This window comes from Actinomycetota bacterium (genome assembly GCA_005774595.1).
In the GTDB taxonomy this organism is placed as follows: domain Bacteria; phylum Actinomycetota; class Coriobacteriia; order Anaerosomatales; family D1FN1-002; genus D1FN1-002.
Window position 1 is genome coordinate 1 of sequence record VAUM01000005.1, and the last position, 25,739, is coordinate 25,739.

General features: G+C 69.2%; 28 protein-coding genes, 1 tRNA gene and 2 pseudogenes. 14 read left to right on the forward strand and 17 right to left on the reverse strand.

Translation table 11 applies throughout. The features are described from left to right. Positions 1-696: hypothetical protein (locus FDZ70_00435; protein TLM80471.1), on the reverse strand; the 696-nt coding region annotated here is incomplete at its 3' end. A 420-nt stretch (positions 697-1,116) separates the two neighbouring features. On the opposite strand from FDZ70_00435, the gene FDZ70_00440 reads away from it, so the two are divergent. From FDZ70_00440 to FDZ70_00490, 11 genes are all read left to right on the forward strand, one after another. Further along, positions 1,117-1,605: an NADH-quinone oxidoreductase subunit A gene (locus FDZ70_00440; GenBank protein TLM80472.1), complete on the forward strand. Its 489-nt coding sequence runs from the start codon at positions 1,117-1,119 to the stop codon at positions 1,603-1,605. Next, on the forward strand, positions 1,575-2,099 hold the full coding sequence (locus FDZ70_00445) for an NADH-quinone oxidoreductase subunit B (GenBank protein ID TLM80473.1): 525 nt from the start codon (positions 1,575-1,577) through the stop codon (positions 2,097-2,099). Before FDZ70_00440 ends, FDZ70_00445 begins: the two co-directional genes overlap by 31 nt. Continuing rightward, complete coding sequence (locus tag FDZ70_00450; GenBank protein TLM80474.1) at positions 2,017-2,508, forward strand: NADH-quinone oxidoreductase subunit C; 492 nt, start codon at positions 2,017-2,019, stop codon at positions 2,506-2,508. Before FDZ70_00445 ends, FDZ70_00450 begins: the two co-directional genes overlap by 83 nt. Beyond that, the gene (locus FDZ70_00455; GenBank protein TLM80475.1) at positions 2,502-3,617 is read left to right on the forward strand and encodes an NADH-quinone oxidoreductase subunit D; all 1,116 of its coding nucleotides are present in this window, start codon (positions 2,502-2,504) and stop codon (positions 3,615-3,617) included. Before FDZ70_00450 ends, FDZ70_00455 begins: the two co-directional genes overlap by 7 nt. Beyond that, a complete protein-coding gene (gene nuoH / locus FDZ70_00460) occupies positions 3,614-4,585 on the forward strand; it encodes an NADH-quinone oxidoreductase subunit NuoH (GenBank protein ID TLM80476.1) in 972 nt (323 codons plus the stop codon). The genes FDZ70_00455 and nuoH overlap by 4 nt, the downstream gene beginning before the upstream one ends. A gap of 14 nt (positions 4,586-4,599) precedes the next feature. Beyond that, positions 4,600-5,031 carry a 4Fe-4S dicluster domain-containing protein gene (locus FDZ70_00465; GenBank protein TLM80477.1) on the forward strand — a complete coding sequence of 144 codons (432 nt, stop codon included), beginning with the start codon at positions 4,600-4,602 and terminating at the stop codon, positions 5,029-5,031. After that, entirely contained in the window at positions 5,028-5,531 is a 504-nt protein-coding gene (locus tag FDZ70_00470; protein ID TLM80478.1) for an NADH-quinone oxidoreductase subunit J, read from the forward strand. Before FDZ70_00465 ends, FDZ70_00470 begins: the two co-directional genes overlap by 4 nt. 100 nt (positions 5,532-5,631) lie before the next feature. Further along, positions 5,632-6,711, forward strand: coding sequence for a hypothetical protein (locus FDZ70_00475; protein ID TLM80479.1), 1,080 nt, complete (start codon positions 5,632-5,634; stop codon positions 6,709-6,711). Between the two features lie 3 nt (positions 6,712-6,714). Beyond that, complete coding sequence (locus tag FDZ70_00480) at positions 6,715-8,034, forward strand: hypothetical protein (protein ID TLM80480.1); 1,320 nt, start codon at positions 6,715-6,717, stop codon at positions 8,032-8,034. Continuing rightward, positions 8,031-9,521 carry an NADH-quinone oxidoreductase subunit M gene (locus FDZ70_00485; GenBank protein TLM80481.1) on the forward strand — a complete coding sequence of 497 codons (1,491 nt, stop codon included), beginning with the start codon at positions 8,031-8,033 and terminating at the stop codon, positions 9,519-9,521. The genes FDZ70_00480 and FDZ70_00485 overlap by 4 nt, the downstream gene beginning before the upstream one ends. After that, a complete protein-coding gene (locus tag FDZ70_00490) occupies positions 9,490-10,941 on the forward strand; it encodes an NADH-quinone oxidoreductase subunit N (protein ID TLM80482.1) in 1,452 nt (483 codons plus the stop codon). Before FDZ70_00485 ends, FDZ70_00490 begins: the two co-directional genes overlap by 32 nt. A gap of 89 nt (positions 10,942-11,030) precedes the next feature. Here the strand turns inward: FDZ70_00490 and FDZ70_00495 are convergent, their stop codons facing one another. Continuing rightward, positions 11,031-11,300: a hypothetical protein gene (locus FDZ70_00495; protein ID TLM80483.1), complete on the reverse strand. Its 270-nt coding sequence runs from the start codon at positions 11,298-11,300 to the stop codon at positions 11,031-11,033. A gap of 15 nt (positions 11,301-11,315) precedes the next feature. Next, the gene (locus FDZ70_00500; protein ID TLM80484.1) at positions 11,316-11,630 is read right to left on the reverse strand and encodes a hypothetical protein; all 315 of its coding nucleotides are present in this window, start codon (positions 11,628-11,630) and stop codon (positions 11,316-11,318) included. Between the two features lie 68 nt (positions 11,631-11,698). Here FDZ70_00500 and FDZ70_00505 point away from each other — a divergent pair, with 68 nt between their 5' ends. Next, on the forward strand, positions 11,699-12,646 hold the full coding sequence (locus FDZ70_00505) for a universal stress protein (protein ID TLM80485.1): 948 nt from the start codon (positions 11,699-11,701) through the stop codon (positions 12,644-12,646). Between the two features lie 153 nt (positions 12,647-12,799). Here the strand turns inward: FDZ70_00505 and FDZ70_00510 are convergent. Further along, positions 12,800-13,177, reverse strand: a pseudogene (locus FDZ70_00510) (transposase family protein). A 14-nt stretch (positions 13,178-13,191) separates the two neighbouring features. Between FDZ70_00510 and FDZ70_00515 the strand changes: the two are divergent. Further along, positions 13,192-13,389: pseudogene (locus FDZ70_00515) on the forward strand (site-specific integrase). Between the two features lie 132 nt (positions 13,390-13,521). Here FDZ70_00515 and FDZ70_00520 read toward each other — a convergent pair. Further along, a tRNA-Ala gene (locus FDZ70_00520) sits at positions 13,522-13,597 on the reverse strand. 124 nt (positions 13,598-13,721) lie between these two features. Here FDZ70_00520 and FDZ70_00525 point away from each other — a divergent pair. Further along, positions 13,722-14,138, forward strand: a complete 417-nt coding sequence (locus FDZ70_00525; GenBank protein TLM80486.1) for a bacteriohemerythrin — start codon at positions 13,722-13,724, stop codon at positions 14,136-14,138. Here FDZ70_00525 and FDZ70_00530 read toward each other — a convergent pair whose 3' ends face one another. The 12 genes from FDZ70_00530 to FDZ70_00585 all read right to left on the reverse strand — a co-directional run bounded on the left by FDZ70_00530 (position 14,139) and on the right by FDZ70_00585 (position 24,990). Next, on the reverse strand, positions 14,139-15,083 hold the full coding sequence (locus FDZ70_00530; protein TLM80487.1) for a DMT family transporter: 945 nt from the start codon (positions 15,081-15,083) through the stop codon (positions 14,139-14,141). After that, positions 15,080-15,502: a ribosome silencing factor gene (rsfS, locus tag FDZ70_00535; protein ID TLM80488.1), complete on the reverse strand. Its 423-nt coding sequence runs from the start codon at positions 15,500-15,502 to the stop codon at positions 15,080-15,082. Before rsfS ends, FDZ70_00530 begins: the two co-directional genes overlap by 4 nt. Continuing rightward, positions 15,499-16,737 carry a LytR family transcriptional regulator gene (locus FDZ70_00540; GenBank protein ID TLM80489.1) on the reverse strand — a complete coding sequence of 413 codons (1,239 nt, stop codon included), beginning with the start codon at positions 16,735-16,737 and terminating at the stop codon, positions 15,499-15,501. Before FDZ70_00540 ends, rsfS begins: the two co-directional genes overlap by 4 nt. Next, positions 16,734-17,321 (reverse strand): HD domain-containing protein, encoded by a 588-nt coding sequence (locus FDZ70_00545; protein ID TLM80490.1) that lies wholly within the window; start codon positions 17,319-17,321, stop codon positions 16,734-16,736. Before FDZ70_00545 ends, FDZ70_00540 begins: the two co-directional genes overlap by 4 nt. Then, positions 17,318-17,908: a nicotinate-nucleotide adenylyltransferase gene (locus FDZ70_00550; GenBank protein ID TLM80497.1), complete on the reverse strand. Its 591-nt coding sequence runs from the start codon at positions 17,906-17,908 to the stop codon at positions 17,318-17,320. Before FDZ70_00550 ends, FDZ70_00545 begins: the two co-directional genes overlap by 4 nt. Before the next feature lie 23 nt (positions 17,909-17,931). Next, positions 17,932-19,185: a glutamate-5-semialdehyde dehydrogenase gene (locus FDZ70_00555; GenBank protein ID TLM80491.1), complete on the reverse strand. Its 1,254-nt coding sequence runs from the start codon at positions 19,183-19,185 to the stop codon at positions 17,932-17,934. 39 nt (positions 19,186-19,224) lie between these two features. Continuing rightward, entirely contained in the window at positions 19,225-20,322 is a 1,098-nt protein-coding gene (proB, locus tag FDZ70_00560) for a glutamate 5-kinase (protein ID TLM80492.1), read from the reverse strand. Then, entirely contained in the window at positions 20,322-21,632 is a 1,311-nt protein-coding gene (obgE, locus tag FDZ70_00565) for a GTPase ObgE (GenBank protein ID TLM80493.1), read from the reverse strand. The genes proB and obgE overlap by 1 nt, the downstream gene beginning before the upstream one ends. Positions 21,633-21,746: 114 nt before the next feature. Beyond that, positions 21,747-22,001, reverse strand: coding sequence for a 50S ribosomal protein L27 (locus tag FDZ70_00570; GenBank protein ID TLM80494.1), 255 nt, complete (start codon positions 21,999-22,001; stop codon positions 21,747-21,749). 42 nt (positions 22,002-22,043) lie between these two features. Then, positions 22,044-22,661: a 50S ribosomal protein L21 gene (gene rplU / locus FDZ70_00575; GenBank protein TLM80495.1), complete on the reverse strand. Its 618-nt coding sequence runs from the start codon at positions 22,659-22,661 to the stop codon at positions 22,044-22,046. Between the two features lie 128 nt (positions 22,662-22,789). After that, complete coding sequence (locus FDZ70_00580) at positions 22,790-24,277, reverse strand: Rne/Rng family ribonuclease (protein TLM80496.1); 1,488 nt, start codon at positions 24,275-24,277, stop codon at positions 22,790-22,792. A 50-nt stretch (positions 24,278-24,327) separates the two neighbouring features. After that, positions 24,328-24,990, reverse strand: coding sequence for a DUF2344 domain-containing protein (locus FDZ70_00585; protein ID TLM80498.1), 663 nt, complete (start codon positions 24,988-24,990; stop codon positions 24,328-24,330). Positions 24,991-25,739: the final 749 nt, after the last annotated feature.

A 25,739-nucleotide genomic window follows, 5' to 3' on the forward strand; every position in this document is an offset into this window, starting at 1 on the left:
CACGATCAGGACGATGACGACCACGAGCACGATCAGCAGGACGGCACAGCAGCCGCAGCTGATGAGCAGGGTCGGCCCGAGCGGGTTGTTCCACGTCCCCACGGCATTGATCACGGTGTCGGAACCCGGCGACATCTCCCACTCGAGGGTCATCGGGTCGTCGGCCAGCGGCGTGCCGTTCGTCTCACCGATGGTGCTGCCCTCAGGGAAGGTGAGCAGGAACCTCGAGGTCATGACGCTGGAGTAGTCGCCGGCGTCGGCGGACTCGCCCTCGCCGACCATCGTCAGGTCAACGGTGTAGCTCGACTTGAAGAAGTCGCTGTCGACGGTGATGCCCGGACCCGTCGCGCTCGTCCCCATCTCCGAGGCGAGATCGGACGCGTTGGCGAGGTGCTTCTTGGCCACGAAGCCGGTCTTCGCACCGTCCTCGCTCTCGTAGTCCTCGACGGTGTAGCCCTCACCTTCGGCCTCGGTCTTGGTCTTTGCGAAGGGATCCTCGGCATCGGTGGTCGAGGTGCCGCCGAGCGAGTTGAAGCTCTCGAGCGCGGACTTGTCGACGGCGACGGTCATCTCGATGTCGGCGCTGTTGTCCGAGTTGATCGTCACATGCTGGGTGAGCTCGATGCATCCCGCGAGAGCGAACGCGAGCGCGGCCAAGGCCGCCACGATCAGGAGACGCTTCCACAACCCCTTCACGTGCTCCTCCTCCCCGTCGGAACCTCCGAGACCGATTCTCCCCCGCGCGGTCGCCTTCGTCCAGACGCAACGACGCCCGCCGCGGGCGCGACGGGCGTGCGAGTGGTCGATTGGTGGAGCCCAGGGGGCTCGAAAACGAGGTGGGGGCTATCGGTTCGGCTCGGCGCGGCTCACAGTGTGCCGCCGTGTGCCCCGTCCGCACAGGTCATTAGTGGCGTCTGCGCCCGCATTGTCGCTGTCGCGCCCGCACCGTCTCGCAGCCGCTCAATGTGTACCGCGCTCTTTCGGCCGACTTTCGGCAAACTCCGCGCTCGATCACGTCGCCTTGGCCGACAGGAACCTACATCCGTCCGCGCGTGGAGCTAGGCTCGCGCGAGACGGCCGCCGGCCTTTCGCCGCCCATTCCGTACCGCATACCGACTGTCGCGGGTCATCGCGGCCAGTTCTCACCGGTCGGTTGGAGGAACGGGACCCCGCTGCCCGAATACACCGCTCATAACTTCTCCCGCGCGTGCTGCTGGCTCGTCCGGGAGGGGGGTTGGGGGTCCGGTGGACGCCGCATCGTTCGGAGCGGTCGCACTCGCCGGGGTGGTGGGTGTGCTCTTCGTGGCCTTGGTGTACGGTGCCGTGAGGTTTCTCGCACCGTCGCATCCCACGGCGTCCAAACTGCAGACGTACGAGTGCGGCGTGCCTCCCCGTGGCCAGCCGTGGCTGCCGTTCCGCGTTCAGTACTACGTCTTCGCCCTTCTCTTCGTCATCTTCGACATCGAGACGGCGTTCTTCTTCCCTTGGGTGCTCGTGCACAAGCGGCTGGCTTGGGTGGGTCTGGCCGAGGTCACGGCGTTCGTCGCCGTGCTGTGGGTCGGGGTTAGCTACGCTTGGCGCAAGGGGGCGCTGAGGTGGGAGTGACCATCCGGACAGAAGGCGGGGTCGTCCTCTCCGGCCTTGATCGACTGGTCGCTTGGGGCCGTTCCCGCTCGTTGTGGCCGCTGACCTACGGGATCGCGTGCTGCGCGATCGAGATGATGACGGCGGGCTCGCCCCGCTACGATCTCGACCGCTTCGGCATCATATTCCGGGCCACTCCGCGCCAGTGTGACGTGATGATCGTGGCCGGACCGGTGACCAAGCGCATGGAGCCGGTCATCAAGCTCCTCTACGAGCAGATGGCCGAACCTCGCTGGGTGCTCGCGATGGGCAGTTGCGCGATCTCGGGCGGCGCGTTCGCGGGCTCCTACAACGTGCTGCCCGGTGCGGACACGGTGGTCCCGGTCGATATATACGTGCCGGGCTGCCCGCCGCGCCCCGAGGCGCTGATGGCTGGGCTGTTGGAGCTGCGCGACGGGATCCGCAGGGGCGTGCCGCCGAAGGGGGGCGTTGCGCGTGTGCGCTCGGGTGGCTGACATCGCCTCGCGCATCCCTGGCGCGCGGGTCGAGGCGACGCTGTCCGGCGAGGTCCTGGTGGTGCCGCCCGCGGAGTGGCGGTCCGCCTGCGAGCACATCGCGCTGACGGGCATGGAGCTCTCGGACCTGACGCTGATCGATCGCGCCGAGACCCTGGACGTCGTGGCCCACGTCTTCGACTCGCCGGCCGAGTGCCTGCAGTTGCGCACGTCGCTGCCGCCCGACACGCCGAGGGTGGCTTCGGTGACGAACGTGTGGCCCTCGGCGGATTGGCTGGAGCGAGAGGCTGCCGAGATGTTCGGCGTCACCTTCCTCGATCACCCCGACCCGAGGCGCCTGCTGCTGACCGACGACTTCGAGGGCGCGCCGCTGCGCAAGGCGTTCCTGTGCGAGGAGTCCTCATGGTGACCTCGCTCGCATCGTCCACTCAGACGATCTCGGTCAACGTCGGGCCGCAGCATCCGTCCACGCACGGCGTGATGCACCTCATCGTGGAGTTGAGCGGCGAGGAGGTGTGCTCGGTGCGGCCGGTGGTCGGCTATCTGCACCGCGGCATCGAGAAGCTGGCGGAAGGCCGCACGTACGCACAGTGCCAGGTGCTCGTCGACCGCATGGACTACGTCTCGGGCTTCTGCACCGAGCTGGCGTACTGCCGGGCGGTCGAGACGCTCGCCGGCATCGAGGTCCCCGAGCGCGCCGAGTACCTGCGCACACTCCTGGCCGAGCTGCAGCGTCTCGCCAGCCACTTCGTCTGGTTCGGCTCCTATGGGCTGGACCTGGGGGCGTGGACGCCGTTCATCTACTGCTTCATCGAGCGCGAGATGCTGCTGGACCTGTTCGAGGAGCTGTGCGGCAGCCGCATGATGCCGAACTTCCTGCGCTTCGGCGGCGTGCGCGAGGAGGTCCCCGGCGGCTGGCTCGAGCGGGTGCGCTCGTTCGCAGCCGACCACATGCCCCGGGCGATCGATACCTACGAGGCGCTGCTGACCCGCAACGAGATCTTCCGCTCGAGGACGGTCGGTCTCAGCGCGATCGGTCAGGATCTGGCGCTGTCGTGGGGGCTCACCGGCCCGATGCTGCGTGCCACAGGGTGCGCTCGCGACCTGCGCAAGGACGCACCGTACGCGGCGTACGACCGCATCGAGTGGGAGGTGCACACGGGAGCATCCGGCGACTGTTACGACCGCTACCTCGTGCGCGTGGCCGAGATGCGCGAGTCGTGCCGGATGGCGGTGCGGCTGATCGACGCGATGCCCGAGGGAGAGGTGCGCAACAAGGTCCCCCGCAACCTCAAGCCGCCCGAGGGCGAGGTCTACGTGCGCACCGAGACACCTCGAGGGGAGCTCGGAGTCCTCATCGTCTCCGATGGCACCGCGACCCCGTACCGTTTGCACTTCCGCTCGCCGGCGCTCGTGAACATCTCGACTCTCCCGCGCATGGCCGTAGGCCACAAGCTGGCGGACCTCATCGCGATCGCCGGCAGCATCGACCTGGTGATGGGGGAGATCGACCGGTGAGCGTAGGGCAACTCATGCGTGCGCTCGTGTGGCTGGTCGGGCTGCTCGCGCTGATGGGCGTCAATACGCTGATGTTCGTATGGTGGGAGCGCAAGTTCATCGCCCGCATCCACCGGAGGCACGGTCCGCTGCACCACGGGTGGCACGGGCTGCTGCAACTGCCCGCCGACGGACTGAAGATGCTCACGAAGGAGTCGACTCGGCCGCTGGCCGCCGACCGGATGTTCTTCTCGCTCGCGCCGGCGATGGTGGTCGTGCCCACCTACGTCGCCTACGTCGCGCTGCCGTTCGGGCCGGGTGCGGCGCTGGTCGACATGCGCCACGGGCTCTTCTTCGTGTTCGCGTTCCAAGCGCTCCTGCCGGTCGGCTTCACGGTGGCGGGATGGGCCTCGGCGAACAAGTACTCGCTGCTCGGCGCGTTGCGCTCCTCGGCGCAGCAGATCAGCTACGAGGTGCCGATGCTGCTCGGCGCACTGTCGGTGGTGGTGATGGCAGGCTCGCTCCGGCTGACCGATATCGTCTCGGCGCAGCATGCCGTCTGGTACGTGTTCAAGCAGCCTGTGGGATTCGTGCTGACGTGCGTCGCGATGATCGCCGAGATGAACCGCACGCCGTTCGACATGCCGGAGGCCGAGTCCGAGCTGGTAGCCGGGTACAACGTCGAGTACTCGGGAATGCGCTACGGCCTGTTCATGATGGCCGAGTACTCGGTGATGTTCGTGGGCACGATGCTCGTCTCGATGTTGTACCTCGGCGGCTGGAACTTGCCGTTCCTGCCGGCGTCGCCGCTTTGGCTGCTGCTCAAAGTCTGGCTGCTGGTCACGGCGCTGATCTGGGTGCGCGGAACGCTGCCGCGCGTGCGCGTCGACATCCTGATGGAGACGAGCTGGAAAGTGCTGATCCCGATCGGGTTCGCGAACCTCCTGCTGATCGGACTGCTCACGACGATCTGGCCGCGCGTGTTCTGAAGAAGGGGACGGACGTGTTCGGCACTGGGATGGCGAAAGGCTTCTCCGCCACGATCAGGCGCGCGTTCATGCCGGCTTGGACGGTGCTGTACCCGTACGAGGTGAGGCAGCTGCCCGAGCGCTCGCGCATGCGCCTGGCGATGAGTCTGGCCGAGGACGGCTCGACGGACTGCAAGGCGTGTCTGGCGTGCGCGAATGCCTGCCCCGACCACGCGCTGCGCCTCGATGTGGACACCGGCGACGGTCGCAGGCTCGTGCGGATGGTCGCCAACGTCGGCAGGTGCACGTTCTGCGGGCTTTGCGTGGAGGCGTGCCCGACGGGGTGCCTCGGCTTCACGGGTGCCTTCGACATGGCGGTGCGCACACGCGAGGCGACGATCGCGACGCTCTTCGAGAGCCCGGCGGGTCAGGCCCATGCCGCCGAGCGCCAGGCGGAGCGGCAGTGAGCGCCCCGCTGCTGGGCACGATGCTGTTCGCGGCGCTGGCCGTGTTCATACTCGGCTTGTCGGCGCTGGCGATGCTGTCGCGCAACTACGTGCACAGCGCCGTGTTCCTCGCGGGAGCGCTCATCGGCTTCGCGGGTATCTTCGCGCTGCTGGGTGCCACGTTCATCGCGCTGCTGCAGGTCTTCGTCTACGCGGGCGCGGTCAGCATCCTCGTCATCTTCGTGATCATGATGACCCGCACCTCGGTGCCGGGTTGGGATCAGCTCCTGCACCGCCAGCGCTGGGCGGCGCCCCTGGTTGTCGGCGTGTTCGCGGTCGGGGTCGTCAGGGTGATCGTGGCGGCGGCGCGGCTGATGCCCGCCGAGCCCGGCCCGCCGCGCGGCACGGACGCGTTGGCCACGCACCTGTTCTTGACCTACGCGGTCCCGTTCGAGCTGGCGTCCCTGGTGCTTCTCGGGGCGCTCATCGGGGCCGTCTACCTGGCGAGAGAGGCCGAGTGAGCACGGTGCCGGTGACACCCTCGCTGTACCTCGGGGCCGCCGTCTTCCTGCTGGCGATGCTCGGCTTCCTGACACGGCGCAGTCTGATCCAAGCCGTGATGTGCCTGGAGCTCATGCTCAACGCGGTCGATCTCACGTTCGTAGCCTTCGACCGCGGGATGGGCGACAAGCTGATGAGCGGGACCACGTTCGCACTGTTCTCCATGGTGATCGCCGCCGCCGAGATCGGCGTCGGTCTGGCACTCGTCCTGCTGTACTTCCGGCGCCGCGGGGACGTGGACGTCGAGGGATTGAGGATGCTCGAGGGGTGAACGTGCGCCCCGAGATACTGGCGATCGCCGTCCCCGCTCTGCCCGCGGCATCCTTCGTCCTGCTCGCCGCGTTCGGGCGCAGGCTCGGCGGGCGGGCGCACTGGGTGGCGCTGGCCGCGGTGTTCGGCTCGCTGGCTTGCTCCGTGGCGCTGCTGCTGCACATCGCCGCCGGCGGCGAGGGGGCGGTGATCCACGCGACGTTCCCGTGGGCGATCGTCGGGGGGCGCCCTGTCGAGTTCGGCGTGTTCGTCGACGGGCTGTCGGCCTCGGTCCTCGTGATGGTGGCCGTCGTTGCCGCGATGGTGTTCACGTACGCGGCCGGCTACATGTGCGGGGACGAGCGCTACGGGTGGTTCTTCTCGGCGTTCTCGCTGTTCCTGACCTCGATGTTCGCGCTCGTCATCAGTTCGAACCTGCTGCAGGTGATGGTGTTCTGGGAGGTCATGGGCCTGTGCAGCTACCTGCTGATCGGGTTCTGGTACGAGCGTGAGGAGTCTAGGCGCGCCTGCATCAAGGCGTTCATCACGACCCGTATCGGGGACATGGGGTTCCTCGCCGGCACGGCGCTCTTGTGGATCCGCCTCGGGTCGCTGGACCTGCGGGAGCTTCCGCGCCTCGTTGAGGAGGCCGATCCTCGATTCCTGGCGCTGGCAGCGCTACTGTTGCTGATGGGGGCCGTCGGCAAGAGCGCGCAGTTCCCGTTGCATGTGTGGCTGCCCGACGCGATGGCCGGGCCGACCCCGGTCTCCGGCCTGCTGCACTCGGCCACGATGGTCGCGGCCGGCGTGTTCCTGGTGGCCCGGACGTACCCCGTCTTCGAGGCGTCGCACTTCGCGCTGCCGTTCATCACTGGCGTGGGGGTGGTCTAGGCGATGTTCGCGGCGGTTCTGGCGCTCTCCGAGAACGACATCAAACGCACGCTGGCGTACTCCACGATGAGCCAACTCGGCTACATGATGGCGGCGCTCGGCGCCGGCGGGTACGTTGCCGCCGTGTTCCACCTCATCACTCACGGCTTCTTCAAGAGCCTGCTGTTCCTGTCGGCCGGCTCGGTCATCCACGGCACCGGGACGCAGGACATCCGGGAGATGGGCGGCCTCCGCAGCGCCATGCCGGTCACGGCGACCGCGATGCTGATCGGTGCTTTCGGGTTGGCGGGCGTGCCGCCGCTGGCCGGCTTCTTCTCGAAGGACGAGATCCTGACCACGCTGTGGCGATGGGAGGCGTTGGGCCCGGTGCTGGGCAAGGTGGTCTTCCTGCTCGCGCTCGCCACCGCGATCCTGACAGCGTTCTACACGTTCCGGCTGTACTTCACGGTCTTCTCGGGCACCTCGCGTGCCCCCGCGACCGCCGGAGCGCACTCGCACGGGCACGTCGACGAGAGCACGCACGGGGGGGCGCACGAGTCGCCCCGTGTGATGACGGTGCCGATGATGGTGCTCGCCGCGGCGGTCGTGGCCGCGGGTGCCGTGAACTTCCCGTTCGGCAAGGCGTTCCTGGGAGGTCTCATCGCGCCGCATGAACACGAAGCGCCCATCATCGGTCTGATGCTGCTGAGCGTGGCGGCGGTGGCCGCTGGCATCCAGATGGCGTGGGTGCACTGCCGGACCGCCACCTGCGAGCTGCCACATCAGCGGCCAAGCCCCGGACAGCGGGTGCAGCGGGCTTCAGGCGAGTTCCTCGTGCGGCCGGCGATGCGACTGAGCAGGTTGCTGCGCGATGTCGAGTCGATAGTGCAGCGCATGTCCGGCCAGCTCTTCGTGCGCCCGGCGTACAGTGTTTCCCGCTCGCTCAGGCGCCTGGACGTGGATTCGTGGATCGTGTACTTCGTGTCGCGGTCAGCGATAGCGCTCGGCGGCGCGCTGCAGCGCTACGTCGAAGTGGACGTCTTCTACGAGGTTCTGTTCGTGAGGCTCACATCGGCCGTGTCCGCGTGGATGCGCGCCCTCGACGCGCGCGTCATCGACCGCACGAACGACGTCGTCGGCGCGGCAGGATCGCGGGTGGCGCAGGCGGTCACGCGCTTCGACGCGTCGCGAGTCGATGCGATCTCGCAGTCCATCAGCAACGCCACGATGGGTCTGGGCCGCCGGGCGCGGCGGCTGCAGACGGGGGCCCTGTCGAACTACGCGCTGTTCATGCTGCTCATCGGTATCGCGGTCTTCTACGTTGCGAGGTGGTTGTCTCCATGACACAGACACTCGGCGGCCTGCCGGCGCTCTCCGTGCTGCTGTTCATGCCTCTGGGCCTAGCGCTCGTGACGGTGCTCATCCCGATGCGCGCCGAGCGGGCCATCCGGCTCGTCTCGATAGTCGGGACCGGCGCGATACTGGTCTGGGCGACCACGATCCTGCTCGCGTTCCAGCGTGGCGCGCCGGGCATGCAGTTCGTCGAGCGCTATCCTTGGGTGCCGTCGATCGGCATGACGTACTACCTCGGCGTCGACGGGCTGTCGATGCCCCTCGTGTTCCTGGCCGCGCTGCTCACGTTCCTGTGCGCGCTGTACGCGGCGCGCGTCACCGAGCAGGTCAAGACGTTCTTCTTTCTTCTCGCGCTGCTCGAGGTCGGCATGATCGGCGTGTTCATGGCGCTGGACTATGTGCTCTTCTACGTGTTCTGGGAGCTCGTGCTGCTCCCGATGTTCTTCTTCATCAACATCTGGGGAGGGGAGAGGCGGCAGTACGCCAGCGTCAAGTTCTTCATCTATACGCTGATGGGCAGCGTGGTCATGCTGCTCGGCGTGCTGCTGTTGTACTTCTACGGGCCGAGGACGTTCGACGTGCTCCAGATCGCCGCATGGGGACAGGCCGGCAAGTATGCGCTGAACACCCAATACGTCATCTTCGCTGCGCTGTTCCTCGGCTTCGCGGTCAAGGTGCCGATATTCCCGTTCCACACCTGGCTTCCTGACGCGCACGTGGAGGCGCCGACGGTAGGCAGCGTGCTGCTCGCCGGCATCCTGCTGAAGATGGGGGGCTATGGGTTCCTGCGGATGTCGCTGCCCACTCTGCCCGGCGCCTTCGAGAAGCTGGGCGTGTGGATGGGCGTCCTCGGCGTGATCAACATCGTGTACGGCGCGGCCCTGGCGCTGACGCAGAAGGACCTGAAGAAGATGGTCGCCTACTCGTCGATCAGCCACATGGGGTTCGTGGTGCTCGGGATCGCGTCCGGTACGGCGTCCGGGGTCGACGGCGCGGTCCTCCAGATGTTCAACCACGGGATCATCACCGGGCTGCTGTTCTTCCTGGTCGGCATGATCTACGAGCGCTACCACACCAAGGAGATCGCCAAGCTCGGCGGGCTGATCAAGGAGATCCCGAGGATCTCGATCGCGCTCGTGTTCGCGTCGTTCGCCTCGCTCGGCCTGCCGGGACTGGCCGGCTTCGTGGGCGAGTTCCTCTCGCTGCTGGCCGGGTTCGCCGCCTATCCGTGGGTGACGGCGTTCGCGGTGATCGGCGTGGTGCTGACGGCCGCGTACTTCCTGCGAATGCTGCAGAAGGCGGTGTTCGCGCCGCCCGAGGTGGCCCACCACGGGCCGACGGAGGACGCGCGGCCGTTCGAGCTGGCGGCCGTGCTGCCCCTGATGGCGTTCGCGTTGGCGCTCGGCGTCTACCCGCACCCGTTCCTGAAGATGTCCGACGCGGTGGGTGTGGCGTTGGCCAAGGTACTCGGGGGCTGACTTGACCCGCTCGCTGATAGCCTGGCTGCCCGAGGTCCTACTGATCCTGACCGCGCTGGGTCTGGCGAGCGCGGACGTGGTCGGCGGCGCCGTGCGCAGGCGCATCCGGACGTTCGCGGTGGGCGGGCTGCTGGCGGCGGTGGCCGCCGCCGTCTATCTGGCGGCCAACCGTGCGGCGTTCTACGGGACCTACTTCGGTGGGACGCTGCGTTTCGACGACATGACGTCCTTCGGCCGAGTGCTGTTCTGCACCGCCGGGGCGCTGGTGGTCATGGCTTCCTGGGAGTTCTACGAGGACGAGTCCAGGCTGGAGTACTTCACTCTGTTCGTGATGTCGCTGCTGGGTGAGGTCATCGTCGTCGGCGGGCAGACGATGCTCATGCTGTTCATCGGGATCGAGTTGCTCGCGCTGCCGACTTACGCGCTGACCGCGATCATCCGGCGCCAGCAGGCCGCGGTCGAGGCCGGGCTCAAGTACTTCATGCTGGGGATGCTCGCGTCCATCGTGATGCTGTACGGCATGTCGTTGCTGTACGGGTCGTTCGGGACGATCAGCTACGCGCGGCCGCTGTTCAGCGGTGGGACGCAGATGCCTGGCCGAGCCGACGTGGTGCTGTTCGCGTTCTTCCTGCTCTTCATGGGTCTGGGTTTCAAGATCGTCGCTTTCCCGTTCCACTTCTGGAGCCCGGATGTGTACGCGGGCGGCTCCACTCCCGTGGTGGCCTACATCGCCACGGTCCCGAAGGTCGCCATAGTGCTCGCCATCTTCCGCATCCTCGGTCCGACGTACGCGGCGGGCTATCCCACGATCAGGCTGTACATCGGTCTTCTCGCGTTGCTGTCGATGACGTTCGGCAACCTGGTAGCGCTGCAGCAGAGCGACGTCAGGCGCATGCTCGCGTACTCGGGCATCTCGAACACCGGCTACGCCCTGGTCGGCCTTGTGGCGGGAGGTGAGGCGGCGTTCGGCGCGCTACTGTTCTTCCTGACCGTGTACACGTTCGCCAACCTCGGCGCCTTCTTCGTCATCCTCGGCGTCTCAGGGCAGGAGTCGACGCTCATGGACGAGTTCAACGGCCTGGCGAAACGCTCGCCGCTGCTGGCGGCGTCGATGGCCATCTTCCTGTTCTCTTTGGGCGGCACGCCGCCCCTGGCCGGCTTCTTCGGCAAGTTCGTGTTGTTCAAGAGTGCCGTGGACGGCGGTCTCGCCTACCTGGCGGCGGCCGGTCTGATCAACACGGTCGTGGCGGTGGGCTACTACCTGCGCATCACGCAGCGGATGTATGCGCTTCCCCCGACGAGTCCGGAGGCGAGGATGCCAAGGCCTCGCGGAATGCTCGCGGTGGCACTGACGCTGGTGCTGGCGGCTACGCTCCTGCTGGGCGTGTTCGGGATTCCGTGGTTCGCGCGCGTGGTGTGAAGCGCCTGTTCCGCTAGGAAGTCCCCGTGCATGTCGTTGCTGTGCAGGATCGTGAACTTCCTGGTTCCGCTCATCGGTGACCTCCAGTGTCAGTCGTCGTCACGCCTCGCCGCGAGCTTCGCTCCGATGCCGGCGACGGTGTTGCGCCGGGCCGTCTCGGCCCACGGCTGCGCCATCGCGTGGGCGTACCACTGCGCGGCCTCGGGGAGCCACGCGGCCGAGAGGTAGCCGAGCCACTCGGCGTTCCAGACGCCGGCCAGGCACACGCCAGCATCGCTGAACTCGCGCTCCGCCTCTCCCAGGATCTCCATCTTGGGGTCGGCGGAAACGCCTCCTATCAGCGCGGCGGTCATCTGCATGACGTCCGAGTCCTGTCAGCCCGTGCTCTCGAGGAGTCTGCCGGCGAACCCGGGCGCGCCGGAGTGCAGTGCCCGGACGCAGAGCACCGGGACCTTGACGAACAGTTGCTTGACCTCGGCGGTCCAGATCTGGACCCACCCGTTCTCGTTGAGCCAGTCGATGGTGGTGATGACCAGCGCCTCGGCCAGCGTCTTGGAGCTCACCGTCTCCCCGGTGGGCGAGGTCCAGAAGAACAGGCCGCCGCCCCGCGGGAGCACGCGGCCCGAGCATACGTAGAGTCGCGCCGCGACCGAGAACTCGCGTCCGTCGGGTGTCTGGACCTCGGTCACGGCTGCTCCTCCCGTCGGTGCGCCCCCCGCACCCGCAAGCGCCATCGTCGCACCCGCTTCCGGGCGCGATGCCCCAGCCAGGCGGCCGCATCGATTGTCCGCTCGCGCGCCGACGGCTACCATGGCCGCATCGCTCCGGGGGAGCAGTCTCGCGCAGGGGGTGCGCCATGCTGAAGACCGTCGCCGTTCCCGTGGAACTGTCCGACCACGACCAGCGGGTGCTCCAGTTTGTCGCGGGGATGTCCCGGTGGGGGGTGCGGCGCGTGGTCGCGATCCACGTCGCACAGCTGACCGGCATGGAGCGCTCGGTCGCACTGCAGAAGGAGTCCGAGCTGTCACGCACGCTCGACTCGATCTGCGCCGGGCTGGAAGGCTCCGATATCGACTTCGAATGCGTTCTGGCCGGCGGTGCACCGGCGGCGGCGATAGTCCAGACGGCGGCGGAACACTCGGCAGACGCCATCGTGCTCGGGACGCGCGCCAAGACGGTGCTCAACGAGATCACGCTCGGCAGTGTCTCCGAGGAGCTCGCTCGCACCTCCACGCTGCCCGTGATGCTGGTGCCGTTCAAGGTGCTCTCCGAGTCCTCGGCGGATGACATACGCGCGATGGGCGCTGAGGCGTTCAGCTACATCCAGCACCCCACCGACTTCTCCGACCCCGCCGAGCGCATGCTCGACTTCATCAAGTCGCTGGCAGGCGGTGGCGTTGGCCGTGTGCTGGTGAGCTCGATCATCGACCCGGCCAAGCAGGACGAGAGCGGCCCTCACGAACGCTCGGCACGACGCATCCTCGCCGGGATCCAGCGCGAACTCGCCGAGTCGGGGATCGAGGCCGACACGGAGCTGGCAGTGGGCAACGTCGTCGACGAGATACTGCGGCTCTCTAAAGAGCACGGCACCACGAGCTTCGCGATGGGCTCGCGCGGGCGGACGATTCAGGGCGAGCTGTTGCTCGGCTCCGTGTCGCTGTCCGTGATGCGAGTGAGTGGCCGGCCGGTCCTGATAGGTCACTAGGTGAACGGTCCACGCACGTTGTTTACGGCTGGACCCGCGTGATTGGTTGCTTGCCGCCGATTCCTCCATGCGGTCGATGGAGATTGTAGTACTCAGGAACGGGTCGAGTCGCTCGGCCCGTTCCTCGCTGTTCGCGTACGGTCTGACGTATGCCCACTCGTTCGTGATGATTCTGACGGACGCCTCAGCCTTGCCGTTGGTCTGAGGTCGGTACGGACGAGTCTTCTTGACTGCGATGCTGCGATCGCTGAGCAGGCTGCGAAACGCGTACGAGCAGTAGCCTGAACCGTTGTCCGTCAGGACCCGACGCACCTCGATGCCGGCGGCAGCGAAGAACTCCAAGGCGTGCTCTGTGAAGGCCGTGACGCTCGCCGCGGTTTCGTCAGGGAGGATCTCCGCGAAGGCCAGACGCGAGTGGTCGTCGATCGCCACGTGCACGGCGTCCCAGCCCAGTCCTCGTGGGCTCCTGTTGCCCCCGAATCGTTTTCCACCGCCTTCGCCGATGTGGCCGAGCTTCTTGATATCCAGCAGGGCAACACTCGGTACGGTTCCACGACTTGCGACACGCTCACGCGACGATCATGCTGCGCGCCGGCGTCCCCGTTCACGTCGTCTCAGCCCGGCTCGGACACGCCGACCCTGCACTGACTCTGAGGGTCTACGCCCATGTGCTTCCGGGGCAGCAGCGAGACGCCGCCGCACTCGTCGGCGAGGCTATCGAAAGAGCGCTTGCGGCCCTCTGACTTCCCATTCGGCAGACTTTCGGCAGACTTGGGCAGCCCCCAGCGGCTCGGCGCCCGTCGCCCTCAAGCCCATAACGACCCACCAGCGCAGGTGAGGCCCCTCGTTTCCGAGGGGCCTCACCGTCGTTGCCTTGGTGGAGCCTAGGGGGCTCGAACCCCTGACCTTCTGGCTGCCAGCCAGACGCTCTCCCAGCTGAGCTAAGGCCCCACATGCTTCAAGAGCCCCGAAGGGCAAGCGACAGTATATCAGCGGCTCGCCGAGGGTCAACGCGAGCTGGTGCGGCGTGCTACGCTCGTCACGACGTGCACGAGCGGCCCGCAGGGGGACACACATGAGCCGGTACGACTGGGACGAGAAGCTCGCGACGGGCGACGAGGACGTCGACGCCCAGCACCGCTACCTCTTCGGCATCATCAACCGGCTGCACGACGCCATCCTCGACGGTGTCGGTGACGAACTCGTCGCACGTACCATCGAGGAACTCAACGAGTACATCGGAGTCCACTTCGCCGACGAGGAGGCCCTCATGCAGCGCGTCGGCTACCCGGGCTACGAGGAGCAGCGCGAACAGCACGCGGACTTCGCTGCGGAGACGCTCGAACTCTCGGAGGCGTTCCTCGCGGGCACGTACGTCCTGCCGATCACGCTGTCGGTGCACATCTTCACGTGGCTCGAGGACCACGTGCGGCACGAGGACGCCAAGATTGCGGAGTGGATCCGCTCGCAGAAGCACTCCTGGGAGCGGTAGCTACCCGCCCGTCTCGCCCAGCTCGGCGACGGGCGGGCCCTCGACGGCCGGCTCGAGCCTCGCATCGCTCGCCCCGCGCGGCCGCAGCATCGCGAGCGCCTCGGCCGACACCATGCCGCCGAGGATCAGCGCAGCTCCGGCCAGCTGCGGCGCGCCGAAGACGTCGCCGCCGAGCCACCACCCGAACAGGCCGCCGAACGCCGGCTCGCACACGAGGATGAGCGCGGTGCTCGTCGGCGAGAGCAGCCGCTGGGCGTGGGTCTGCACCGCGAACGCCACCGCCGAGGCGAGCACGCCGGTGACCGCGAGCGCGAGCCACAGCTGCCCGCCGGTCGGCAGCGGCGGCCGCTCGACCACCGCCGCGACCGCGCCGCAGAACACCGCAGCGGTCGCGAGCTGGACCAGCGTGAGCGCCACCGCATCGTGCCGCCGCCCGAGCCCGCCGAGCACGATCATGTGCGCCGAGTATGCGACCGCGCACAGGAGCACCCGCGTGTCGCCCGAGTTCCAGCCGTCCACACCCCCGGTGAGCAGCCACATCCCGACCACGGCGAGCCCGACGCCCGCGAGCGCGTACGCGTGCGGCACGCGCCGCAGCACGACTGCCTGCAGGACCGGCGTGATCACCACGAACATCCCGGTGATGAACGCGGCCTTCGACGCCGAGGTGCCCTGCAGGCCCCACGTCTGGAACACGTAGCCCGCCGTCAGAAGGACGCCCGCCAGCAGTCCGACGCGCAGCGTACCCGGGCCGAACCGCTTGAACACGCCCGGGAACAGGACGACGAACGCCACGCTCGCGACCGTGAAGCGCCAGCCGAGGAAGGCGTAGAGCGGGTAGGCGGCCACGGCGGCCTTGACCATGACGAAGGTGCCGCCCCACACCATCGCGACCGCGACGAGGGCGAGCGAGACCGCCAGCCTGCTGAAGCGCCCCGCGCTCACTCGCCGTCCGGAGCGCCCGCGCCCGCGCCGGCCGTCTCAGGGGACGCGATCTCTTCGGGCAACGCGAGCCGCTCGGCGTCGTTCCACAGCTTGTCGAGCCGGTAGAACTCGCGCTCTGCCGGCTGGAACACGTGCATGACGACGTCCCCGAAGTCGAGCAGGATCCATCGCGCCTCGCGCTCGCCCTCGCGGCCGATACAGTGGACGCCGGCGTCGCGCATGCGCCGCTCGACCGCCTCGGCGATCGTCGCGACGTGCCGGTCGCTCGTGCCGGTGGCGATCACGAAGTAGTCGGTGACGACGAGCTGGTCCGCCACGTTCATGGCGATCAGGTCGACGGCCTTCTTGTCGGATGCGGCCTCCGCCGCCAACAGCGCGTGCTCCCTGGCGTCCAGCGCCCTCGCTCCCCTCGCGTTCATTCGCCCGCGGGCGGCTTGTAGTCCTTGCCGATGATGACGATCACGTCGGCGACGCCCTGGGTGGACTCGCGCTGCGAGACCTTGCCCACGCCGCCGAGCGCGCGGCGCACGTCCTCGCCGGGCTTGGCGTCGGCCGTCTCGACCGTGATGATCGTCTCGCGGTAGTTGAAGTTGTCGGCGTTGCCGGTGCTCACCACGCGGAACCCCGCCTTGATGAGCTGCTTGGCGGCGACCCCGCCGATCCCCGGCACGCCGGCGCCGTTGTAGACGATGATGCGGACGCGCTCCGCCGCCGACTCGGGCGTGACGTCCCACCACTTCGCGAGCAGGTCCGCCACCGCCTCGGTCTGCGGCTCGAGGTACTCCTCATCGCCGAGCGACAGCGGCTTGACCGGCAGCGGCGCCAGCCCGATTCTGCTGCCCGCCGCCACGTCCATGACCGAGGCGAACCGCGTCTTCGCCTCCGCGGTGAGGTTGGTGTCCTGCTGGCCTGCGATCATGCCGGCGACGGACTGCTTCTCGAGCGCCGACTGGTAGATCGCCTTGTCGACCACCACGTACTGGTCGAACCGCACGCCGAGGAAGTTCGACACGGCCGCCATCGCGACGTCCGGGCCGCCGATGAGGCTCTCGCCCACCTTCTCGAGCCCCTGGCCTGGGACCTCCACGAAGACCGCGGCCGGGATGGCGAGACCCCAGACCTGCTGCTCCTCGGGCTCGACGCGCAGCGCGAGGAACCCGTAGGCGACCCCGCCGTCCTTCGCGATGACCAGCAGGTTGTCGCGCGCGGCCTCGGACTGGCCCTCGGCGCTCTGCGCGCGCTCGGCAGCCCGCTTCGCCATCCAGCGCGCGAGCCCGTTGACGCCGGTGGCGGCCAGGTACAGCCCGAGGCTCACCGCCACGGTCACGCCGACCACGGTCCACACCATGCGCCACGTCAGCCACGCGACCCGGCCGGCGGTGTCGACCGCGTCGGTCACCTTCTCTTTGACCTCGTACTCGGCCTGCGCGCGCTTGGCGACCTTGCGGCTCTTCGACCGCCGCCGCGTCCCGCGCCAGCCCGACGGCGCCTCCGGCGCGCGGCGGAGCTTGCTGCGGCGCGGGCGCTCGTCGTCGAGCAGCCCCGCGATCTGCTCCTCGTCGGCGGCCGCCTCGGCCGGCGTCCCTTCGATCGGCGCGCCCTCGTCGGCGGGCACGTCCTCGGACAGCGGAGCCCGCGCGTCCTCGTCCGTCACGGCCGCACCTCCTCGACGAGTGACTCCCAGACCGCATGCGCGCGCGGATGGATGCGCTTGCGCTTGGCGACGAGGTGGCACAGCGTGCGCTGATACGCGCGGAAGAACAGCTCGTCGAGGCCGACCTCACCGACCGAGGCCCGCAGTTCGTCGACGCCCTCCCAGCTGCGCGCGGGCTCGATCATGTCGGCGACGTAGACCGCCTTGGCCAGGTCGCTCATGCCGACCGATCCGAGCGTGTGCGCCTCGACCGCGTGTACGACGTCCTCGCCGATGCCCGGGAACTCGCGGCGCACCTCGGCCGCCGCCGTGCGCGCGTGCAGCAGGTACGGCCGCGCGCGCTCGACCTCATCGACGTCCAGACCGAGCTCCTCGGCGCTGGCGAGCAGGTCGTCGTCGCCGGCATCGCGGTGCCAGTCGTGCAGCAGGCCCGCGAGCTCGGCGGCCTTCGGGTTCAGCCCGTACTCCGACGCGAGCGAAGCGGCGGCGGCGGCCACGCGCTCGCAGTGCCCGAGCGACCGCTCGCTCAGGCGTGATGCCAGCGACGCGCGCACGTCGGTCGTGGTCGGCAGCGGCGCGTTCACTCGGGCTCCCGGTACAGGCTCATCTTGGCGATGTAGCCGGCCACCGACTCCGGCAGCAGGTAGCGCACGGGCCTGCGCTCGGCCACGCGCCGGCGGATGTCGGTCGACGAGATCGCCAGCGACGGGACCTCCATGAACTCGATCCGCACTCCGCTCGCCGCGTCGGCGTGCGCCTGACGCGCCGCGGCCAGGTCGTAGCCCGGCCGGGTGGCGGCGATGAAGACCGCCAGGTCCGCGTAGCGGCCCGCGTCCTTCCAACTCAGCATCTCCCACACGGCGTCGGCGCCGGTGATGAAGAACAGGTCGGCGGTGTGGCCGTACTGCTCGCGCAGCGCCTCGAGCGTGTCCACCGTGTAGGTCGGGCCCGGCCGCTCGATCTCCATGCGCGAGACCGTGAAGTCCGGGTTGCTCGCCGTGGCCAGCACCGCCATCAGGTAGCGGTCCTCGGCGTCAGACACGCGCACGTGCGTCTTGCGCACGGGCGTGCCCGTCGGCATGAAGACCACCGAGTCGAGGTTGAACTGGACGAGCGCCTCCTCGGCGGTCACCAGGTGGCCGAAGTGGATGGGATCGAACGTCCCACCCATGATCCCGAGACGCGACTTCTTCCTCACTCGCGTATCTGACCGCTTCCGTAGCCGACCCACTTGGTCGAGGTGAGCGCTGCGAGCCCCATCGGCCCGCGCGCGTGCAGCTTCTGGGTCGAGATGCCGATCTCGGCGCCGAGGCCGAACTCGCCGCCGTCGGTGAAACGCGTCGACGCGTTCACGTACACCGCCGCGGCGTCCACCGCCTCGACGAACTGCCGGGCGGCCTCGTAGTCCGTGGTGATGATGGCCTCGGAGTGCTTGCTGCCGTAGGTCGTGATGTGGCGGATGGCCTCGTCGATGTTCTTGACGACCTTCACGGCCATCTTCAGGTCGAGGTACTCGGCGTACCAGTCCTCATCGGTGGCCGCGTTGATGCGCGTGATCGCCCCGAGGCCCCGGGTCTTGTCGCAACCGTAGATGGTCACGCCCTGCTCCTCGAGCGCCTTGAGGATCGGCGGCAGGACCTTCTCGTAGTGCTCGTCGTCGACAAGCAGCGTCTCGGCGGCGTTGCACACGCCCGGGCGCTGGCACTTCGCGTTCACGACGATACGTTCCGCCATCTTCGGGTCGGCGGTCTCGTGTACGTAGATGTGGCAGTTGCCGACGCCCGTCTCGATGACCGGCACCTTCGAGTTCTCGACGCAGCTGCGGATGAGACCGGCGCCGCCGCGCGGGATGAGCACGTCGACCAGCCCGTGCAGGCCCATGAGCTCCTCGGCGGCCTCGTGCTCCGTGCTCTCGATCGACTGGATGCAGTCGTCCGGCAGGCCGGTGCCCACGGCGGCCTTGGCCAGCGTCTTCGTGAGCGCCAAGCAGCTCTTGATCGCCATGGAGCCGCCGCGCAGGATGACCGCGTTCCCGGTCTTGATGCACAGGCCGGCGGCGTCGGCGGTCACGTTCGGACGCGCCTCGTAGATGATCGCGACCACACCGAGCGGCACGCGGATCTGCTCGAGCCGGATGCCGTTGTGCATCTTCGAGCCGCCGACGACCTCGCCGACCGGGTCCGGCAGCAGCGAGAGCGCCTTCAGGGCCTCCGACATCGACTTCAGGCGCGCGGGGTTCAGCTCGAGCCGGTCGAGCAGCGACGCGGCGGTGTTCTTGGCCTTCGCGGCCTCCATGTCCTCGGCGTTCGCTGCGAGGATCGCGTCCTGGTCGGACATGAGTGCGGCGGCCATCGCGAGCAGTGCGCGGTTGCGCTGGCCCGTCGAGGTGAGCGCGAGTCCGCGGGAAGCGACCTGGGCGGCCTTCGCGAGGTTGGTGACCTCAGACATCCGTCGTACCTCCGGTCCGTAGCGTGCCCGTTCGAAGAATCAAAGTACCACCAAGCCGTCCCGGTGGACGACCTCCTCGCCCGCGTAACCGGGCAGCACCGCGGGGATGTCGGCCGTGCGCATCCCGAGGACCAGCCGCAGGTCCGCCGAGGACATCGAGACGATACCGCGTGCGATGACCTCGCCTGACGGGCCCTCCAGCGTGACGGTGTCGCCGGGCGCGAACTCGCCGTCCACGTGCGTGACCCCCGCGGGCAGCAGGCTCCTGCCGCGCTGGGTGAGCGCGACGACCGCGCCCTCGTCCACGCGCACCGTGCCGACCGCGTGGGCCCCCGCCGCGATCCACAGTTTGCGGCTCTTGAGCTGGCCTTCCGCACCCGAGAAGCGCGTGCCGATCTCCTCGCCCCGCGCAGCTGCGACCACGGCGCCCTCGCGGCGCCCGTCGCACAGCACGAGGTCGATGCCGGCTTTCATGAGCACGCGCGCCGCCTCGATCTTCGTGATCATGCCGCCCGTGCCCACCGTGCTGCCCGCGCCGCCGGCCGCCGCGACCATCTCCTCGGTGAGCTCGTCGACGTGCGCGAGCAGGTCCGCGTCGCGGTTGGTGCGCGGGTCGGCGGTGTAGAGCCCCTCGGTGTCCGTGAGCATCACGACGAGGTCGGCGTGCACCATCGTGGCGACCACCGCGGCGAGCGTGTCGTTGTCGCCGAAGCGGATCTCCTCGACGGCGGTGGTGTCGTTCTCGTTGACGACCGGCACCGCGCCCATCTCGAGCAGCCGCGCGAACGTGTCGCAGGCGTGGAGGTACTGCGTGCGGTGGTGCGTGTCCTGCCGCGTGACGAGCACCTGTCCTGCGACGAGCCCGTGCGAGGCGAGCGCGTCCGCGTACGCAGCGATAAGCCGCGCCTGACCCACGGCCGCCGTGGCCTGGAGCGCGGGGATCTCCTCGGGGCGCCCGGAAAGGCCGAGCGCCTCGATGCCGGCCGCGATGGCGCCGCTCGTGACGATGACGACTTGGTCGCCGCTCTCACGCAGCGCCGCAGTCTGGGCCGACAGCGCGCCGACGAAGTCGCGGTCGAGCCCGCCGCCCTCACGCGTGAGCAGCGAGCTTCCCACCTTCACCACGATGCGCGCCATCAGTACTCCTCGCCGTCCTCGGGCACTATCCCCGCACAGAACTCGAACGTGCGGCCTGCGATGGTCACCGGATCGCCGTCTCCCGCGCCCGCGTCTTCGAGCGCGCGCTCGACGCCCGCCCGCGCGAGGCGCCGCTGGAGGTACGCGAGGGCCTCGACGTTGTCGTTCTCGGTCATTATCACCCAGCGCTCGACGGTATCGCCCTCGACGACCCACCCGTCACCGAACCTGCGCACCGAGAAGCGCGACTCCTCCCGGACACGCGGAGCGTACACGCGCTCATGGACGGGTTCCGGCTCGACGGCCGCCTCGCGCAGCTCGTGGACGAGCTCGCCCACGGCGAGCGTGAGCGCGTCGAGTCCCTCGCCGGTGACCGCGGAGACCTCGAAGTACGTGAGGCCGTGCTCGTCGGCGTAGGCGCGCAGCGCCGCCGAGCGCTCGGCCGCGCCCTCCACGTCGCACTTGTTGCCGACGAGGATGCGCGGACGCTCGGCGAGCTCGTCGGCGTGCGAGGCGAGCTCGCGATCGATCACCGCGACGTCCGCGAGCGCGTCGCGCTGTTCGTAGCCGCCCGACAGGTCGACGACGTGCAGGATGAGCGCGGTGCGCTCGATGTGGCGCAGGAACGCGTGTCCGAGCCCGGCGCCTTCCGACGCGCCCTCGATCAGGCCCGGGACATCGGCGACGACGAAGCTGCGGGCGCCCGCCTTCACAACGCCGAGGTTGGGCACGAGCGTCGTGAACGGGTAGTCGGCGATCTTGGGCCGGGCGGCCGACATGCGGGCGATCAGCGAGCTCTTGCCCACACTCGGCATGCCGACGAGCGCCGCGTCGGCAAGCAGCTTGAGCTCGAGGTCGATGACGAGCGGCTCGGTCGGCTCGCCGAGCTCCGAGAACGCCGGCGCTCGCCGCGTGGGCGTGACGAAGTGCCGGTTGCCGCGGCCTCCTCGGCCGCCGCGCGCCACCACCACGCTGTCACCCGCGCGCACCAGGTCCGCGATCGTCTCGCCGGACTCGGCCTCGCGCACCACCGTGCCCGCGGGCACGCGCAGCACGACGTCCTCACCGCGGGCGCCGTCGCGCGCCGAGCCCTTGCCGTGCGTGCCGCGGCCCGCCTTGAAGTGCCGCTTGTAGTGGAAGTCGAGCAACGTGGACAGGCCCGCGTCGGCCTGCACGACCACGTCACCGCCGGGCCCGCCGTCGCCGCCGTCCGGCCCGCCCTTGGGGACGTGCGACTCGCGGCGGAACGCGGTGCAGCCGGCCCCGCCGGAGCCCGCCTGCACGGTTATTCGCGCTTCGTCTACGAACACCTGCGGGTCACCTGCGTCCTCAGTCGTCCTCCGAACGAAGAAGCCCCCGTACCGCGCGCGGCCGGAGGCTTCTCTCGTATCGGCTCGGTCCGGCCGGGTGAGACGGCTCTCCGTCTAGCCCTGCACCGGCCGGATGTGGACCTTGCGCTTGGCTCCGTGGGTGAACTCGACGGTGCCCGCGGTCATCGCGAACAGCGTGTCGTCGCCGCCGCGGCCGACGTTGTCGCCGGGATGGATGCGCGTGCCGCGCTGGCGCACCAGGATGGTGCCTCCGGTGACGGCCTGCCCGGCGAAACGCTTCACGCCGAGGCGCTTGGACTGGGAGTCGCGACCGTTGCGGGTCGACCCCATGCCTTTCTTGTGTGCCATCTGACTATCGCCTGCCTTGGTCTGTCGGTGAGCCGCCGAGCCCTACTCGGCCGGCTCGGCCTTCTTGCGGGGAGCGCGCTTCGGCTTCTCGGCCTCGGCGGGAGCGTCGGTGTCAGCCGCGGCCGGAGCGGCCTCGGCCTTGGGCTTCGCGGGGGCCCTGCGCGCGGCCGGCTTCTTCGGCGCGGCGGGCGCCTCGGCGGCCGCGGGGGCGGCCTCGGCCTTGGGCTTCGCGGGGGCCTTCGGCTTCGCAGGCGCCTTGGGCGCTGCCGGCTTCTTCGGGGCGGCCGGCTTCTCGGCGGGCGCCTCGGCCTTCGCGGGCTTGGCCTTGGCGGCCTTCTTCGCATCGCCGCCCACGGCGAGGATCTCGGTCACCTTCAGGCGGGTCTGCTGCTGCCGATGGCCCTTGGTGCGCTTGTAGCCCTTGCGCTTCTTGAACTTGAACACGATGACCTTCGCGGCCTTGAAGTGCTCGATGACCTCGGCCTTCACGGTCGCGGCGGCCAGCTTCGCGGGATCGACGACGATCTCGTCGCCGTCCGCGAGGAAGACGACGTCGAGGTCCACCACGGCGCCGGGCTCCGCGTCGAGCTTCTCGACGACGATGACCGTGCCTGATTCGACCTTGAGCTGCTTCCCGCCGGTGGAAACGATCGCGTACATGCAGACAACCTTCCGTGGGTGCTTATGCGCGAGGAGACAGGTTATCAAAGCATGGTACGGGGGGTCAAACGAGCGCGGCCCTTCACACGCCCCCGGGCGTGTCCACGCCTCCCCGCGCGCGCCGCCCCCTATCCCAGCGCGCGCTCGACCGCGCCGGCCTTGCCCTCCATGAGCACGCGCACCTCGGTGGCGTCGCAGTCGCGCTCCGGCACGATCGCGACCTGCTTGCCCGTCTCGGAGCGCAGCATCGCCAGCACGTTGCGCCCGGGGCTCATCACCAGCTCGTAGGTGTCGGGGCTCAGCCCGAAGAGGTACGCCGGCGAGCGCCCCGCGGCCAGGATCTCCCGCATGCGGCGCTCCACCGTGATCCGCTTGGTGGCGTCCGAGACGACCCTTCCCTCGCCGTGGCACGTCGGGCACGGCTCCGTGAGCACGCCGTACAGGCCGTCGGTGACGTTCTTGCGCGTCATCTCGACCATGCCGAGGCGCGACATCTCCGAGATCCGGCTCTTCGTGCGGTCGCGATCGAGCGCGCGCTGGAGGCGGGTCATCACCAGGCCGCGGTTCTGCGCCTGCTCCAGATCGATGAAGTCGATCACGATGATGCCGCCGATGTCGCGCAGGCGGATCTGGCGGACCGCCTCGTCCGCGGCCTCGAGGTCGGTGCGCAGGGCGGTGTCCTCGAGATTGCTGCGGCCTGTGTACGAGCCGGTGTTCACGTCGATGGCGGTGAGCGCCTCGGTCTTGTCGATCGTGATGTGGCCGCCGCTCGGCAACGGCACCGTGCGTTTGATCGCCGTGTCGAGGCGCTCCTGCAGCGCGAACGAGTCGAACAGCGGCACGCTGTCGCGGTACAGGTGCACGCGCCTGCCCAGCTGCGGGCTCGTCCGCTTGAGGAACGACGTGATCTTGTCGTGCGTCTCCTTGTGGTCGACGAGCAGGCGCCTGAAGTCCTCGCCGAAGGCGTCGCGCACGAGCCGCAGCGGCAGGTCCATCTCCGTGTAGAGCATCTCCGGCGCGACCGCCTCCCGCGACAGCGCCTGGACGCGCTTCCACAGCCGCATCAGGAACTCGAGGTCCGACGCGATGTCACGGTCGGAGGCGCCCGCCGCCGCGGTGCGCGCGATGACGCCGACGCCCTCGGGGCGCACGGCCTCGAGTGCCGCGCTCAGGCGGTCGCGCTCGGCGTCCTCGAGTTTGCGCGACGCGCCCACGAAGTCCGAGAACGGCATGAGCACGAGGAAGCGGCCCGGGAGCGACACGTCGGTGGTCACCCGCGCGCCCTTCGTACCCATCGGGTCCTTGACGACCTGGACGACGACCTGCTGCCCGGGCTTGAGCAGCGACTGGATGTCACGGCGCGGCAGGTCCTCGAGGCCCTCGGGCGCGACGACCTCGTCGACGTAGAGGAAGGCGTTCTTCTCCAGGCCGACGTCGACGAACGCGGCCTGCATCCCGGGCAGCACGTCACGCACGCGGCCGAGGTAGACGTTGCCGACCACGCTGCGTTTGGGCCGCTCCACGTACAGTTCCACCAGCTCGCCGTCCTCGAGGACGGCGACCCTGGTCTCGCTCGGATCGTGCGAGACCAGCATCTCCTTCACGATACTCGCCACTTCGCGGCGCACCCCCTCGTGCGGGATGGTGCGCGCGGACGCTCCCCTTGTCAGTCCTGTCTGCGGATGTCCGTGCGCGTCGTCATCACGACGGCGCCGGCAAGGCCTGCACGCGACAGGGACTCGGCGATGAGCGATTCGGGGCGCAGGGACCCTTCGGGTCCGATCAGGACGGCGAGGCGCACCCGCGCCGTACCGTCCTCGGCGACCTCGGTGAGCGGCTCCTTCGGGAGGCTGCCCGCCAGGTCGAAAACCTTGTGTCTGCCCTTGTGCTCGACCGCCAGCTCCCCGGTGCGCCACACCGCGCCGAGCGCCTCGGCCAGGTCCTGCGCGCTCACCCCCTCCACGCATGCCTCGTAGTCGGCCAGCATCACCCCGGCCGACAGGGACGGTTCGTCAGCGGAAGCGTACCACGCTTCCACGGGCCGCATCTTCTCCGGCGTCGCCGCCGCCAGCGCCTCGAGCGCCTCGGCGGCGGGAACGTACGCCGTCAGCCATACCTCGTAGCACTCGCGCTCGCCGGCCGTGCCGACGGGCAGCGCCGGGCCGAACGCCACGCGCATCTTGGGCACGTAGCCCTGGGTGACGGCGAACGGCAGCTGCGCACGGCGCACGCTGCGCTCGATCGCGTGGCCGAGTTCGAGGTGCGACAGCCAGCGCAGCCGGCCCGTCTTGCCGTACCGGACGCGCAACCGGAAGCCGGAGCTAGCCACGGCGCTCACCCGCCGTCCGCACCTCGACGCCGAGGTCGGGACAGACGCCGCAGCCGGTGCACGGGCCGCACGAGCAGTCGCCGGTCGTCTCACCCCTGAGGGCCCGCTCCCGCTCCCGCCACAGGTACGCGGGGTCGATGCCGGTGCGCACGTGGTCCCATGGCATCGACTCGCCGCGGTCCCGCTCACGGCACGCGATGTCGGCCGGATCCACCCCGCACGTCTCGAACGCCGACAGCCACCGGCCGAACTCGAACTCGTCGGTCCACGCGTCGAACACCGCGCCGGAGCGCCATGCAGCCTCGACCACGTCCGCGAGCTCGCGCCCGCCGCGCGCGAGCGCGCCCTCGAGGAACGAGACGTCGGGGTCGTGCCACGACAGGTCGACGCCCTTGCGCGGGACCGAGGCGCGCAGGAGCGCCTGGCGGCGCGCGACCTCTTCGCGGCTCAGCTGCGCCTCCCACTGGAACGGGGTGTGCGCCTTGGGCACGAACGTCGATACCGACACGGCGACGCGGATGGCGCCGCGGTCACCGGGAGGCACCTCGTCTCGGGCGGCCGCGAAGACGCGCCCGACGAGCTCGCCGATAGCGGTGATGTCCTCGTCGGTCTCGGTCGGCAGACCGACCATGAAGTAGAGCTTCAGCCGCCTCCACCCCGACGAGAACGCCTCGCGCACGGCGGCGAGCAGGTCGTCCTCGGTGACGTTCTTGTTGACGACGTCGCGGAGCCTCTGCGTGCCCGCCTCG

Bases quoted from the DNA above. Each gene is read 5' to 3' on its own strand.
- FDZ70_00455 (TLM80475.1), top strand. From the start codon at position 2,502: ATGGTGACCTCGCTCGCATCGTCCACTCAGACGATCTCGGTCAACGTC.
- FDZ70_00480 (TLM80480.1), top strand. From the start codon at position 6,715: ATGTTCGCGGCGGTTCTGGCGCTCTCCGAGAACGACATCAAACGCACG.
- FDZ70_00485 (TLM80481.1), top strand. From the start codon at position 8,031: ATGACACAGACACTCGGCGGCCTGCCGGCGCTCTCCGTGCTGCTGTTC.
- FDZ70_00495 (TLM80483.1), bottom strand. From the start codon at position 11,300: ATGCAGATGACCGCCGCGCTGATAGGAGGCGTTTCCGCCGACCCCAAG.
- FDZ70_00505 (TLM80485.1), top strand. From the start codon at position 11,699: ATGCCCCAGCCAGGCGGCCGCATCGATTGTCCGCTCGCGCGCCGACGG.
- FDZ70_00525 (TLM80486.1), top strand. From the start codon at position 13,722: ATGAGCCGGTACGACTGGGACGAGAAGCTCGCGACGGGCGACGAGGAC.
- rsfS (TLM80488.1), bottom strand. From the start codon at position 15,502: ATGAACGCGAGGGGAGCGAGGGCGCTGGACGCCAGGGAGCACGCGCTG.
- FDZ70_00550 (TLM80497.1), bottom strand. From the start codon at position 17,908: ATGGGTGGGACGTTCGATCCCATCCACTTCGGCCACCTGGTGACCGCC.
- FDZ70_00555 (TLM80491.1), bottom strand. From the start codon at position 19,185: ATGTCTGAGGTCACCAACCTCGCGAAGGCCGCCCAGGTCGCTTCCCGC.
- proB (TLM80492.1), bottom strand. From the start codon at position 20,322: ATGGCGCGCATCGTGGTGAAGGTGGGAAGCTCGCTGCTCACGCGTGAG.
- FDZ70_00570 (TLM80494.1), bottom strand. From the start codon at position 22,001: ATGGCACACAAGAAAGGCATGGGGTCGACCCGCAACGGTCGCGACTCC.
- rplU (TLM80495.1), bottom strand. From the start codon at position 22,661: ATGTACGCGATCGTTTCCACCGGCGGGAAGCAGCTCAAGGTCGAATCA.